Raw genomic sequence first — 13,256 nt, 5'->3', positions numbered from 1 at the left:
AATGCTGACGACGTTCATGATCGCGGTCGCGGTTTTGGCACTGGTCTTCGTGATGATGGGCGTGAAAATCGTTCGCCAGGGCTATCGCTACACCATCGAGCATTTCGGCCGCTTCGTCCGCGTGGCGGAGCCGGGGTTCAACTACGTGACCCCATTTTTCTATCGCGTCGGCCGGCGCATCAACATGATGGAGCAGGTTCTTGATATCCCGGGACAGGAGATCATTACCAAGGACAACGCGATGGTCGCGGTCGACGGCGTCGTCTTCTTCCAGGTGCTCGATCCCGCCAAGGCGGCCTACGAAGTGTCCGACCTTTACGCCGCGATCATGGCGCTTTCGACCACCAACTTGCGCACCGTCATGGGCTCGATGGACCTCGACGAAACCCTGTCCAAGCGCGACGAGATCAACACGCGTCTGCTCGCCGTCGTCGACAACGCGACCGAGAACTGGGGCGTGAAGATCACCCGCGTCGAGCTGCGCGACATCCGTCCGCCGCAGGACATCGTCAATGCTATGACCCGCCAGATGAAGGCGGAGCGCGAGAAGCGCGCGGTCATTCTCGAAGCAGAGGGCTCGCGGCAATCGGCGATCCTCCGCGCCGAGGGCGAGAAGCAGTCCGCCATCCTGTCCGCCGAAGGTGCTCGTGAGGCGGCATTCCGCGAGGCCGAGGCCCGCGAGCGTGCCGCTCAGGCCGAAGCCACTGCCACCAAGGCCGTCAGCGACGCGATCGAGCAAGGCAGCGGCCAGGCGATCAACTACTTCATCGCGCAAAAATATGTCGAAGCAATCGGGGAGTTCGCGCGCTCACCCAACGCCAAGACCATCCTGTTCCCGGTCGAAGCGACGCAACTCATCGGCACACTTGGCGGCATCGGCGAACTGGCCAAGGAAGCGATCGGCGGCGGCGCAAAGGAGAATGCTCCTCGGCCCAAGCCGCCGGCAACCGCGACGCGGGGCGCACCGCCCGTCAGCGTGCCGGGTACGCCGCGGATCGAAGGCTGATGGTCGGCGGCTGGGACTTGGGCTGGCTGTGGACCATCGGCGGAGTCGTCCTGCTGATCGCTGAGGTCATCGCGCCCGGCTTCTTTCTTCTCTTCATCGGGGTGGCGGCGTTGTTCACCGGCATCCTCGCGCTGCTGCTCGGCTTTGGATTGGTGCCCCAGCTCGCCGTCTTCGCCATTCTCGCGTACCTCAGCGTCCACTTCGGCGGCCGCCGTTTTTACGCCGCGCGTTATGATCACAGCGCGGACCGCACGATCAACGACCCCACCGCCCGCCTGCTCGGCCGCGTGGTGGTCGTTGTGCAGCCCGTGGACTCGCACGGCGGCCGGGTGAAGCTCGGCGACAGCGAATGGAGCGCCCGCGGCGCGCCGGCCGCCGTCGGCGACCGCGTCCGCATCGTCGATGTCGAAGGCAATTGCCTGAAGGTCGAACCCGAACACCGCCTACCCCCACCCAGCGGAGAATAGACTTGCCAAACCTGTCGCTCAGCCGGCGCGAAACGCTCGCTAGCCTCGCCGCCACGACGGCACTGCCGCTGCTTTCATCTCCGGCGCTGGCAGCTCCCGCGATTGATGCGCAGGCCAACGCGCTGCTGAACAGCGTCGCGAACAACTTGCTGCGGCTCTATCCAACCACGGCGACCGGGCTCGGTGTCGATACCGGCGCTCTCGCATCGCTGCGATCCAAACTCCCGGACCGTTCGGCTGCAGGGCAGCGCCGCGTTGCGCAGGTCGTGAAAGCAGACCTCGCTCGCGTTGATGCCCTGGATACGTCAAAGCTCAGCTTCACGACGCGGACCAGTGTCGAGGTCGTGAAATACGCCTTCAGGATCAAGCTCGAGGGCCTCGCCTTCCCCTACGGCGATGCACCCGTTGCGGGCGATGCGTGGCGCAACACGCCCTACGTCGTGATCCAGAATGTCGGCGCGTACATCGACACCCCACAGCTGCTCGACACCGACCATCCGATCGAAAATCGGGCGGACGCCGAAGCATATCTCGCGCGCCTATCGCAATTTCCCGCGCAGCTCGATGGGGAGCTGGAGCGGATCAAGTCAGCCCGCGCGGCCGGGCTCGTCCCACCTTCATTCCTGATCGACAAGGCGATCGAGCAGCTCAACATCTCGCTCAAGAGCACTCAGCAAGGCGGCACGCTGGTTGAATCGCTGGTCCAGCGTACCCGCGAGAAGAAGATCGCCGGCGATTGGGAAGCGCGGGCGAAGCGCATCGCCACCGGCCCGGTCGTGGCAGCACTGCAGCGCCAGATCGCCGAGCTTCAAGCCGAACGCAAAGTCGCGACCGACGTCGCCGGCATGTGGTCGCGGCCGCGCGGCGAGGATTATTACCGCTGGGCGCTGAAGGCCTCGACCACCACCGAGATGACGCCGGACGAAGTCCACAAGATGGGCCTCGACCAGCTTGCCGAGCTTCACGGCCGCATGGACCCGATCCTCAAATCTATCGGCTACACGCAAGGATCGGTCGGCGAACGGATGCAGGCGCTGGCCAAGGACCCGCGGTACAAGTTCAGCGAAGGCGACAAGGGCCGCGCCGAGATCATGGCCTACATCCAGGAGCGGATCGCGAAGATCCGCACGGTCCTGCCGCGCGCCTTTCACACGCTGGTGCCCGGGCATCTCGAGGTCCGGCGCATGTCGCCCGAACAGGAGCCCGGCGCGCCCGGCGCGTACGGTGGTGCAGGCTCGATCGACGGCAAGATTCCGGGCAAATTCTGGATCAACCTGCGCTCGACCGACCTGCACAGCCGCTACAGCCTGCCCGACCTCGCTGCGCACGAAGCAATCCCCGGCCACGTGTGGCAGGGCGAATATGCAAATCAGCTCCCGCTGATCCGTACCCTTCAATCCTTCAACGCTTATTCGGAGGGCTGGGCACTTTACGCCGAGCAGTTGGTCGACGAGCTCGGCGTGTACGATGACTTCCCCGTCGGCCGGCTCGGTTACCTCCAGTCCATTGCTTTCCGCTGCTGCCGGCTCGTCGTCGACAGCGGCATCCACGCCAAGCGCTGGACCCGTCAGCAGGGCGTAGACTTCTTCGTCCAGCGCAACGGATCGAACCCGCTCGAAGTGGCGAGCGAGGTGGACCGTTATTGCAGCTGGCCAGGCCAGGCGTGCGGCTACAAGGTCGGCCAATCCACCATCGATCGACTGCGCGATAGGGCAAAGGCGGAGCTTGGCAGCCGCTACGACTTGCGAACGTTTAACGACGCGGTGGTCAAAGGCGGCAACGTCCCGATGGACGTGCTCGCCTCCAACATCGACGATTACATAACGCGAGCGAAGCGGGGCTAAGTCAGTCGCGCTTCAGGCCACCAAGGATCGAGCCGAGAATTCCGCCACCGCTTACAGTCGTACCGAGAAGGCCACCGCCGCCGATTTCACCTTTGAGCAGCCCGCCTAGCAGGCCGCCTTCGTGCTCCTCGGCAGGCTGCTCTCCAGCAGCAGACGGCTGAGAGTTTCGTCCGTGCATCGCCAGATAGCCCACCGCGAGCATCGCCACGATCGGCAGCATCTTCTTGAGCAGGTCGGGCGAAAGGCCCGATTTTTGCGCGGCGTCGTCCGCGACTGCACGGCTGGTATCTTTGCTGCCGAAAATCTGACCGAGCACATTATTGCCCTGGCTGACGTCCGTCGGTTCGGACCCAAGAACGTTGCTCAGAAGACCCCCGCCGCCAAGCGAGCCGAGCATCGAAAGGAGGCCGCCGATACCGCCCGCTGCCGGAGCGCCTCCGGGAGCGCCGCCTGTCGCTTGACCGCGAATTCCCTCCAGCACCGACGGCAGGAGAGCGCCAATCCCCGTCGACGCGGTCTGCCGGTCGATTCCCAATTCCTTCGAAACCGCATCCACGCCACCGTTCGATTCAAATGCGCTGAGCAAATCCATTTCGGCCACTCCTTTGAATAGGTTCAACTTAAACAGCAGCAGGCGGCGGCCGTTCCGTGAAATCAGGTTGGCTTAGCGGGCTTAGCTTTTTCCGCGAAGATCCACGCCCGCATCTGCTCTTCAAGTACCGTCAGCGGAACTGCGCCCATGCCCAGGATGCGGTCATGGAACGCGCGTTGATCAAAGCGCGGCCCGAGTTGCGTCTCGGCCTCGGTGCGCAGCTTGCGGATCGTCAGCTCACCAAGCTTATAGGCCAGCGCTTGCCCCGGCCAGCTGATGTAGCGGTCGACTTCGTTGACGACTTCATGTTGCGACAAGGCGGTGTGCGAAGACAAATAATCGATCGCCTTCTGCCGGGACCAGCCGTAGCGGTGGATGCCGGTATCGATCACCAGCCGGGCGGCGCGCCACATCTCGTAGCTCAGCGCGCCAAAGCGCTCGTAGGGCGTGCGATAGATGCCCATCGGGTAGCCGAGCCACTCGCTGTAGAGGCCCCACCCCTCTCCATAGCCCGAGAAATAAAGGTTTTGCCGGAAGCGCGGCAGCGCCTTCTGTTCCTGGCTGAGTGCCGCCTGGAAGCTGTGCCCCGGTGCGCACTCGTGCAGCGTCAATGCCGGCGTCTGATAGAGCGGCCGTGTCGGCAGATTGTAGGTGTTCATCTGGCAGCTTTCGAGGCCGCCACGGCCCGACGTGTAGAATGGCGCAAGCGCGTCGGGCACCGGCACGATTGCGAACCGCCGCCGCGGCAATAGCCCGAAGAATTCGCCGATTTTCCCATCGGTACGCTTCGCTACGTACGACGACACGCCCATCAGCTCATCGGGCGTCTTGGCGTAGAACTGCGGGTCGGTCTTCAGGAAGACGAGGAACTGCTCGAAGCTGCCCTTGAAGCCGGTCTCCGCCATGGTCTTGCGCATCTCGGCATCGATGCGTGCGACCTCCTTCAATCCCAGCTGGTGGATTTCCTCCGGCGATTTGTCGGTCGTCGTATATTGCCGGATATTGGCGCGATAATAAGCGTCGCCATCGGGCATATCTCGCGCCGCGATGGTGGTGCGCGCTTTCGGATAATATTCCGTCCGGTAGAATTGCAGCAGCTTGCGATAGGCCGGCAGAACATTCGTCCGAACGGCATCGATTGCTTCGGCCCTTAGCGCCTGCTGCTGGGCTGCCGGAATGGTTGCCGGCATATCGGCGAACGGCTTGAGGAAGGAACTTTTGGCCGGATCGTCCACCACAAACAGGGCGATCGACGCGTCGCGTCCGGCCAGGGTTGCCTTCGGTACGGAGAAGCCCCGCTTGAGCCCCGCACGCATATTCGCGATCTGCTCGTCGAAGTAACGCGGGATGTCGCGCATCCGGCCGATATAGCGCTGGTACTCCCCGACCTCGGAAAAGGAGCGCCGGCCATCGAGATAGGTCCAGAAGGAACTATCGCTGTTGAAGGGCATCTCCCATTGGCGGAAGCGCGCCTCGCCCAGGGCATTTTCCAACACGGTGCGGAACACCGCCGCATTGACCCGTTCCGGCTCCGACAATGATTTGGGGTCGATGGCGTTCAGTTGCGCCAGCAAATCCTTGAGATAGGCCGCGCGCCGCATTTGCGACGCGGCGTCCACATGGGGCAGATGCGCCGTGGACTTGGTCTCACCCTTGGCATCCTCGAACTGCTCAGACTCGCGCGCATCCCAGGCCGCATAGCCATCGTACAGGGCGCGCAGCCTACCGTCCGCGTTGGAAGGCTGTGAAGCAACCTTCGCCGGAGCCTGAGCACTAACGGGCGCAGCCGCGGCCGCGATGATCCCAACCGCCATCCACGTCCGTAACCGCATTCCTGCCCTCCCTCTTTGTGCCCGGGTGGTAATCGGCCAACTGGCCTCAGGGAAGTGCAGCGAGATCAGGCGTCACGAAATGCCTCCGGGCTTCCACCGAAAACAGCCGTTCGCGTGAGTAAAAACGGAACGGCCAGTCGCGTCTCCCCATCGGACTCAACAGTAGCTCATTCACAAGCTCATGCACGGGCCCCAACGGGTTGGCCTCAGCGAGAAACAGCCGCACGCCATGAAGAAACACGCGCGTAATCGTCTCGTGGTAGCCCTCGGTGTCGCTGTTCACCCCTCCGACGCTCTCATTGTAGCGGCGGATCAAGCCGGGAAGTTCAGCGTCCAGGTCGATCTCCGGATGCAGCAGCAGCAGATAGGTCGTCGCCGCGAGATGGGCCTCATGCGTCCATTCTGCCCGAGGCAGTTCATGCGACAGCAGCCCTTCGCCGACGTGTTCAACGTCGGCGTCGGAAGCAAAAAGTCTGGGTCGGTATTCGGTCATCGATCGGGTCCTTGGCGGGGCCCGATCCTTGACCGAGCCGTTAAGCGGCGGTGGCTTGGCTGGGCGAAGGTTGCGCTTGTTGTTGCGCGACCTTCGGGGCGCATTGGCGAACGCCTTCGTCTACGTGCTCCGCAAACTGCGCGAAGTTGTCGACGAACAGATCAACCAGCTTCGCAGCCGTCGCGTCATATTCGGCCGGGTTCGACCAAGTATTGCGCGGATCGAGGATCGAGTTGTCGACGCCCGGCACCGAGACCGGCACTTCGAAACCGAAGTTCGGGTCTTTGCGGAACTCCACGTCGTTCAGGCCACCGTCGAGCGCGGCGTTCAACAGCGCCCGCGTTTCCTTGATCGGCATGCGCTTGCCCACGCCGTACTTGCCGCCAGTCCAGCCGGTGTTGACCAACCAGCACTCCGCGCCGCCCTCGGCGATACGCTTCTTCAGCAGGTTGCCATAGACCTGCGGCGGACGCGGCATGAACGCGGCGCCGAAACAGGTACTGAAGGTCGCGGTCGGCTCGGTCACGCCGATTTCGGTGCCGGCGACCTTGGCGGTATAGCCCGACAGGAAGTGGTACATCGCCTGATCCGGCGTCAGCCGCGCGATCGGGGGCAGCACGCCGAATGCGTCGGCCGTCAGGAAGATGATCGTTGACGGCGGCGGGCCGAGGTTCTTCTCGCTCGTGTTCGGGATGAACTCGATCGGATATGCGCCGCGGGTGTTTTCTGTCTTGCTGTCGTCGGTGAAGTCGAGTTCGCGCGTCGTCTCGTCCATCGTCACGTTCTCGAGGATCGTGCCGAACATCTTGGTCGTCGCGTAAATCTCCGGCTCACCCTCGGCCGACAGGTTGATCATCTTGGCGTAGCAGCCGCCTTCGAAGTTGAAGACCGCGGTGTCGGACCAGCCATGCTCGTCATCGCCGATCAGCGTACGGCTGGCATCAGCCGACAGCGTCGTCTTGCCGGTGCCTGACAGGCCGAAGAAGATCGCGCTCTTGCCGTCGGCGCCGATGTTGGCCGAACAATGCATCGGCATCACACCTTCGGCCGGGAGAAGGAAGTTAAGGAGGCCAAAGACGCCTTTCTTCATCTCGCCCGAATATTCCGTATTGCCGATCAGGATCATCTTTTCCGTAAAATTGACCGCGATCACCGTGTCACTGCGGCTCCCGTGACGCGCCGGATCAGCCTTGAAGCTGGGCAGATTGATGATCGTATACTCAGGCGTGAAGCCCGCGAGTTCCTCGGCTGTGGGACGCACAAGCAAGGTGCGAACGAACAGATTGTGCCACGCCATCTCGTTGATGACGCGGACGTTGACGCGATATTCCGGCTGGCTGCCACCAAACAGGTCGGCGACAAAGAGCTCATCCTGACCCTTCAGCGCGGCGAGGAAGTCTTCCTTAAGGTTTGCCCAATGATCCGGCGTCATCGGCTGGTTGATCGTGCCCCAGTTGATGGTGTCTTCGGTCGTGGCATCGCGGACAACGAACTTGTCCTTAACGCTGCGACCGGTGAACTTGCCGGTGTCGACCAGCAGTGCGCCGTCCTTGGTCAGGCGGCCCTCGCCGCGCTTCAGCGCGTGCTCGACCAGCGGCGCCGTCCCAAGATTCCAGAAGATATGAGCAGACGTCGACAAACCCTGCGCGTCGAGGCCATTATTCGAAACCCGGTCGGTCACTGACAATCCATCCTTTTAAAATGTCGAAACGGCGGCGGCCACTGGCCCACCGCCGCATACGTATGCAGGCCCTATAACTCTGAAAATCGGCTGGGGTCAAAACGGTGTAGCAGCCGAAAAGGGCAGATTAGCCAATGAAACCGGTTACATCGTGCCACAGCCGGACAACCGTGCGGTCCAACTCGCGAGAACCCCTCGCCTTGTGCACCGCAACCCTGCTGGCTAAGCCCCAATCAACGATGAGCCAGGTGATCGCGCTGGTCGATGACGACCGCAACATTCTGACCTCGGTGTCGATCGCGCTGCAAGCCGAAGGCTTTGTCACGCGCGTCTACTCTGATGGGCAAGCCGCCTTGAAAGCGATCAACGACAATCCGCCCGACCTCGGCGTGTTCGACATCAAGATGCCCGGCATGGACGGCATGGAGCTTCTGCGGCGTGTGCGGGAAACGAGTTCCGTGCCCGTCATCTTCCTCACCTCAAAGGATGATGAACTGGACGAGGCACTCGGGCTGGCGATGGGAGCCGACGACTATATCGCCAAACCCTTCTCCCAGAGGCTTCTGATTGCGCGCATCCGTGCCATTCTACGCCGCCAAGACCTCGAACGCGGCGAGGCGGCAGCAAATAGCGAGCCCGAGCCGCCGCGTCTGGAGCGCGGGCGATTGCTCATGGATCCGGCGCGACACAAAGTCATCTGGGACGGCAAGGATGTCAGCCTGACGGTAACGGAGTTCTTGATTCTCGAGGCACTCGCGCAGCGGCCCGGAGTTGTGAAGTCCCGCAATCAGCTTCTGGACGTGGCTTATAACGATGATGTCTATGTCGACGACCGCACCATCGACAGCCACATCAAGCGTATTCGCCGGAAGTTTCGACTCCAGGATCCCAAGTTCGACTCTATCGAGACACTCTATGGCGTCGGATACCGTTTCGACGAGCAGTGAGGATCCCGATCTCCGGCTGACCTGGTCGGGACGGTGGTCGCTCGCGCATCGTATCCTTGCACTCAATTTGATCACGGTGCTTCTGGTCGCGTTGAGCACGCTATACCTTGACGTGTTCCGCAATCGGCTTGCGAAGGAGCGGACCCGCCAGACACGCATCGAAGCTACCGCAACGGCTCTGGCGATTGAGGCTGCGGGCCCCGAAGACCGCGAGCCGATCCTGGCAACCGTCTCCAAATCGACCGGCAGCCGCATGCGTCTCTTCGCGCCCGATGGCCGGTTGCTCGCCGATAGTTGGCACCTCACTGGTCCGACCTTCGAGTTGAAGGATCCCGCCACACAGGGGTGGGCGAAGGGCGCGGCGCGAGCGCTCGACCGCGGCTTTAATGCGCTGGTCGGCGCCGAACATCTGGATGATTATACCGAGCCCACCCCTGACACTTTGGAAAGCTGGCCCGAGGCGAAGCAGGCCAGGGCCCAACGAAAGGCGGTGACAGTCGTCCGTAATGCGCCGGACCTAACGCCGGTGATTTCCGCGGCCGTGCCGGTGGACGGCGGCGTCCTCATGGCCACGACCAATGATCGGGCCTTCACCCGGACCGTTCGCACTCAGCGCGCCAACATCCTTGGCGCAATGATCTTTTTGGTTGGGCTCTCGGTCCTGCTCTCGCTGTTTCTCGCTCGGACCATCGTTCGTCCGCTTCGTCGTCTAGCGCTTGCAGCGCACCGTGTTCGTCTGGGACGCTCGCGCGAAGTGAACGTCCCTCGCCTACCCACGCGCAGCGATGAAATCGGCCTGCTTGCACGTGCCGTCTCGGACATGAGCCAGTCACTCCGGCACCGCATCGACAATATCGAGGCATTTGCAGCGGACGTCACTCATGAGCTGAAGAACCCGTTGGCCTCCCTCCGATCGGCAATCGATGGACTCGATCGCGTCGAGGATCCTCAACTGCGCGAGAAATTGAAGACAATCGTCCGTGAAGATGTTGCGCGTCTCGACCGTCTCATTGGTGACATTAGCGAAGCCGCTCGGACCGACGCCGAGCTCGCGCGCGCTACATTCGAGCGGATCGACCTCGGCACGCTTATCGGCCAGCTGGTCAACAGTTGGGAGACGCGGCGCGAGACTGGTGACGCCCGCATCGCTTTCGCACGGCCACGCAAGGAATCGGCGGCGGTCATGGGGAAGCCGGATCGACTGGCCCGAGCCATCAATGCGATCATCGACAATGCGGTGAGCTTCTCTCCGCCAGCCGGTCTGGTCGAGGTGGCCGTTGCGCGCGTTGGCGATGAAGTTCGAATCCGCATCGATGATGAGGGGCCCGGCGTTCCGCAGGAAGCCCGTGAGGCGATTTTTAACCGCTTCCATTCAGTACGGCCCGAAGGCGAAAGCTTCGGCCGTCACTCCGGTCTTGGCCTTGCCATCGCCCAGGCAATCGTGAATGGCCACGACGGAGAGATTGACGTGCAGGACCGCGACGACGCCCCTTCGGGAGCGCGCTTCATCATCAAGCTACCGGCAGCAGACCGCGAATGAACCGCGTTACACCGACCGCACCGCGCATCAGCGCGGAAACCGTTCATGGCAATAGTGTCACCAAGGATGGACGCGCGATCCTGATCACCGGTCCGTCGGGTTCGGGTAAATCGGACCTTACGCTCCGCCTTTTCGATCGTGGCTACGGCCTGATCAGCGACGACCGCACAATCCTGAAACGTGACGGCGAACGCATCGTCGCTTCGGCGCCCCCCACCATTGCCGGCAAGCTCGAAGTCCGCGGTCTTGGCATCGTCGAACTGGAACACACCGACGGAGTGCCCGTAGCCCTGGTTGTCGAGCTGACAAGCGACATTCAGCGTCTTCCCGAAGACAGCCGCGAACGATTGATGCTCGGCGTCGGTCTTCCGTTCGTGACCATCGATGCCATGCCGGCATCGGCGCCGGCCAAGGTCGACCTGGCGTTCGAGCGCATGGGACTGAAATTCTGATGACGAGTGGCGGCCAGAAACGGCCGCCGCGCCTGCTGCTCGTGACCGGCATGTCCGGTGCCGGCAAATCGACCGTGCTCGATGCGCTGGAGGACATGGGCTGGGATGTAGTCGACAACCTTCCCGCCGACCTGATCGAGGCGTTTGTCCACGGCGGCGACCAGTGCCGGACCGCCAACGTCGCCATCGGCATGGATGTTCGCAGCCGAGGGTTCGATCCCGAGGCGTTGCACGACCAAATTCACGCGACGCCCGGGGTGCAGCCCGAAATTCTTTACCTGGATTGCGGTGAGGCCGAGCTGATCCGCCGCTACGATGAGACGCGGCGGCGTCATCCACTGGCAATGGACCGGCCGGCGGAGGACGGCATTGCAAGGGAGCGCCGCGAAACGTTCCTGCTCCGGGCTGCAGCCGACAGCGTGATCGACACCACCGACCTTTCGCCAGCCACGCTGCGCGACGAGCTTCGTCTGCGCTACGGCGGCGCTACGGATCAGCCCGTACTTACCATCAGCTCCTTCGCCTTCTCGCGCGGAATCAGCCGTACCGGCGACCTGGTCTTCGACATGCGCTTCCTCCCCAATCCGCACTGGGTTGAGGAATTGCGGCCACTGACCGGCGAGGACCCGGAAATTCGCGCCTACCTTCAGAAGGAGCCAGCATGGAGCGAGGCGATGGACCGCATCGAGGCGCTTCTCATCGATTGGATTCCCCGCTACTGGGCCGCCGGCAAGAGCTACGTGACGGTCGCGTTCGGGTGTACTGGAGGGAGACACCGTTCGGTTGCCGCTGCAACCGAAATGGCAGAACGTCTACGTCGTGCCGGAATGGCTCCGAATGTCCGTCACCGTGATCTGGCGTCGCTGCCAAGGGACACGATCGAACGACAGCGTGCGCCGGCGAGCGAGGACGAGTTGAACGGATGATTGGACTAGTGCTGGTAACCCATGGCCGACTGGCGACCGAGTTCGTCGTGGCGATGGAACATGTAGTCGGACCGCAGGAAGCCATTGCCGCGATCTGCATCGGGCCGGACGACGACATGGAAGGCCGCCGCAAGGATATTGCGAAGGCCATCCGCGAGGTCGACCGCGGCCAGGGCGTCATCATCCTCACCGACCTGTTCGGCGGAACGCCCTCGAACCTCGCCATCAGCCTAATGAAGAGCGAAAACATCGAGGTCATCGCCGGCGTAAACCTGCCGATGCTGATCCGGCTGGAAGGCGCCCGCAAGGTGATGCCGGTCCACGCCGCGGTCGCCGCCGCCCGAGAAGCGGGCCGCAAGTATATTTCGGTCGCCAGCGAGATCCTCGGGGAAGCCGCCGCTTGACGGCGCTCAGTCAAGAGGTCGCGATTACCAACAGACGCGGGCTCCATGCGCGGGCAAGCGCCAAGTTCGTCAATCTCGCCAGCGAGCTCCCTGCCAAGATCGAGGTCGAAAAAGACGGCAACCGAGTGTGCGGCACGTCGATCATGGGCCTGATGATGCTCGGCGCGGCGATGGGCGATTCGATCGTCATTCACTGTGACGGCGACGGTGCCGACGACGCATTGGCCAAGATGGTCGCGCTCGTCGAGGAGCGGTTCGGGGAAGAATAATGCCCCGCGAAGTCACCGCCTTTTCCAATTCTACGGTAAAATTGCTCCGTTCCCTTCGGGATAAGAAGGCGCGGCGCGTCGAAGGACTGTTTCTGGCGGAAGGGCTAAGGATCCTGACCGAGGCGCGGGACAGCGGGCAACTGCCGGAAATCGTGGCCTTCTCTGCCGAAGGCACCCGGCACCCGCTGGCTGCAGAGATCATCGCCGCGACCGAGGCCGCTGGCGGCGACGCTATCCTGACGACGCCGGACATCCTCACCAAGATGAGCGGCAAGGGCAATCCGCAGATGCTGCTCGGCGCCTACCGGCAGCCGCCGACCGAGCTCGCGGCGATCGACCGGAGCGCCGCGCCGCTCTGGATCGTGGCACAGGCGCTCCGCGACCCGGGCAATATCGGGACCATCCTTCGGACCGGGGATGCGGTGGGCGCCGGCGGTCTGATCCTGATCGACGACTGCGCCGATTCGTTCTCGGTGGAGGCGGTCCGCGCCTCGATGGGGGCGCTGTTTACCCAGCGAATCGCGACCGCCCGTTGGCCCGAGTTCGTCGAGTGGCTGCGCAGCGGTCCGGGGCAGCTCGTCGGGACCAGCCTCAAGACCGATCACGACTATCTCGAGCCGAAATACGAACAGCCGTGTTTCCTAGTGGTCGGGAACGAGCAGCAAGGGCTTCCCGTTGAATACGAAGCCGAGTGCGACCTGCTCGTCAAAATCCCGATGGCGGGACGCGCCGACAGCTTGAACGCGGCGATCGCCACGGCGGTCATGGCTTTCGCCATCAAAGCCAGTTGGCGCTAAGGAGAT

The 13,256-nt window shown here is 63.0% G+C and carries 14 protein-coding genes; 10 read left to right on the top strand and 4 right to left on the bottom strand.

The window, feature by feature from the left end:
- Nucleotide 1: 1 nt before the first annotated feature.
- From QU596_RS01950 to QU596_RS01940, 3 genes are read left to right on the top strand one after another with little or no spacing between them, the layout of a single operon-like run.
- On the top strand, nt 2-1,006 hold the full coding sequence (locus QU596_RS01950) for an SPFH domain-containing protein (protein ID WP_308516740.1): 1,005 nt from the start codon (nt 2-4) through the stop codon (nt 1,004-1,006).
- Nucleotides 1,006-1,473, top strand: a complete 468-nt coding sequence (locus tag QU596_RS01945; protein WP_308516738.1) for an NfeD family protein — start codon at nt 1,006-1,008, stop codon at nt 1,471-1,473. The genes QU596_RS01950 and QU596_RS01945 overlap by 1 nt, the downstream gene beginning before the upstream one ends.
- Complete coding sequence (locus tag QU596_RS01940; RefSeq protein WP_420030949.1) at nt 1,470-3,317, top strand: DUF885 domain-containing protein; 1,848 nt, start codon at nt 1,470-1,472, stop codon at nt 3,315-3,317. The genes QU596_RS01945 and QU596_RS01940 overlap by 4 nt, the downstream gene beginning before the upstream one ends.
- A 1-nt stretch (nt 3,318) precedes the next feature.
- On the opposite strand, the gene QU596_RS01935 is transcribed toward QU596_RS01940, so the two are convergent.
- The 4 genes from QU596_RS01935 to QU596_RS01920 form a co-directional block, all read right to left on the bottom strand.
- On the bottom strand, nt 3,319-3,909 hold the full coding sequence (locus tag QU596_RS01935; protein WP_308516733.1) for a DUF937 domain-containing protein: 591 nt from the start codon (nt 3,907-3,909) through the stop codon (nt 3,319-3,321).
- A 62-nt stretch (nt 3,910-3,971) separates the two neighbouring features.
- Nucleotides 3,972-5,723 carry a DUF885 domain-containing protein gene (locus tag QU596_RS01930; RefSeq protein ID WP_308516731.1) on the bottom strand — a complete coding sequence of 584 codons (1,752 nt, stop codon included), beginning with the start codon at nt 5,721-5,723 and terminating at the stop codon, nt 3,972-3,974.
- A gap of 64 nt (nt 5,724-5,787) precedes the next feature.
- Complete coding sequence (locus QU596_RS01925; RefSeq protein ID WP_308516728.1) at nt 5,788-6,234, bottom strand: hypothetical protein; 447 nt, start codon at nt 6,232-6,234, stop codon at nt 5,788-5,790.
- 40 nt (nt 6,235-6,274) lie between these two features.
- A complete protein-coding gene (locus QU596_RS01920; RefSeq protein ID WP_308516726.1) occupies nt 6,275-7,915 on the bottom strand; it encodes a phosphoenolpyruvate carboxykinase in 1,641 nt (546 codons plus the stop codon).
- A gap of 239 nt (nt 7,916-8,154) precedes the next feature.
- Here QU596_RS01920 and QU596_RS01915 point away from each other — a divergent pair, with 239 nt between their 5' ends.
- From QU596_RS01915 to QU596_RS01885, 7 genes are read left to right on the top strand one after another with little or no spacing between them, the layout of a single operon-like run.
- The gene (locus QU596_RS01915) at nt 8,155-8,862 is read left to right on the top strand and encodes a response regulator transcription factor (protein ID WP_308516724.1); all 708 of its coding nucleotides are present in this window, start codon (nt 8,155-8,157) and stop codon (nt 8,860-8,862) included.
- A complete protein-coding gene (locus QU596_RS01910; RefSeq protein ID WP_308516721.1) occupies nt 8,831-10,402 on the top strand; it encodes a sensor histidine kinase in 1,572 nt (523 codons plus the stop codon). Before QU596_RS01915 ends, QU596_RS01910 begins: the two co-directional genes overlap by 32 nt.
- Entirely contained in the window at nt 10,399-10,854 is a 456-nt protein-coding gene (locus tag QU596_RS01905) for an HPr kinase/phosphorylase (protein WP_308516718.1), read from the top strand. The genes QU596_RS01910 and QU596_RS01905 overlap by 4 nt, the downstream gene beginning before the upstream one ends.
- Complete coding sequence (rapZ, locus tag QU596_RS01900) at nt 10,854-11,780, top strand: RNase adapter RapZ (RefSeq protein WP_308516716.1); 927 nt, start codon at nt 10,854-10,856, stop codon at nt 11,778-11,780. Before QU596_RS01905 ends, rapZ begins: the two co-directional genes overlap by 1 nt.
- Nucleotides 11,777-12,184, top strand: a complete 408-nt coding sequence (locus tag QU596_RS01895; RefSeq protein WP_308516713.1) for a PTS sugar transporter subunit IIA — start codon at nt 11,777-11,779, stop codon at nt 12,182-12,184. The genes rapZ and QU596_RS01895 overlap by 4 nt, the downstream gene beginning before the upstream one ends.
- The gene (locus QU596_RS01890; protein ID WP_308516711.1) at nt 12,181-12,453 is read left to right on the top strand and encodes an HPr family phosphocarrier protein; all 273 of its coding nucleotides are present in this window, start codon (nt 12,181-12,183) and stop codon (nt 12,451-12,453) included. Before QU596_RS01895 ends, QU596_RS01890 begins: the two co-directional genes overlap by 4 nt.
- Entirely contained in the window at nt 12,453-13,250 is a 798-nt protein-coding gene (locus QU596_RS01885; protein ID WP_308516709.1) for a TrmH family RNA methyltransferase, read from the top strand. Before QU596_RS01890 ends, QU596_RS01885 begins: the two co-directional genes overlap by 1 nt.
- Nucleotides 13,251-13,256 lie beyond the last annotated feature (6 nt).

Origin of the sequence: Sphingomonas flavescens (genome assembly GCF_030866745.1) — a bacterium.
In the GTDB taxonomy this organism is placed as follows: domain Bacteria; phylum Pseudomonadota; class Alphaproteobacteria; order Sphingomonadales; family Sphingomonadaceae; genus Sphingomicrobium; species Sphingomicrobium flavescens.
Note: the sequence above shows the minus strand (reverse complement) of the source record. Positions and strands in the feature narration are given on the sequence as shown.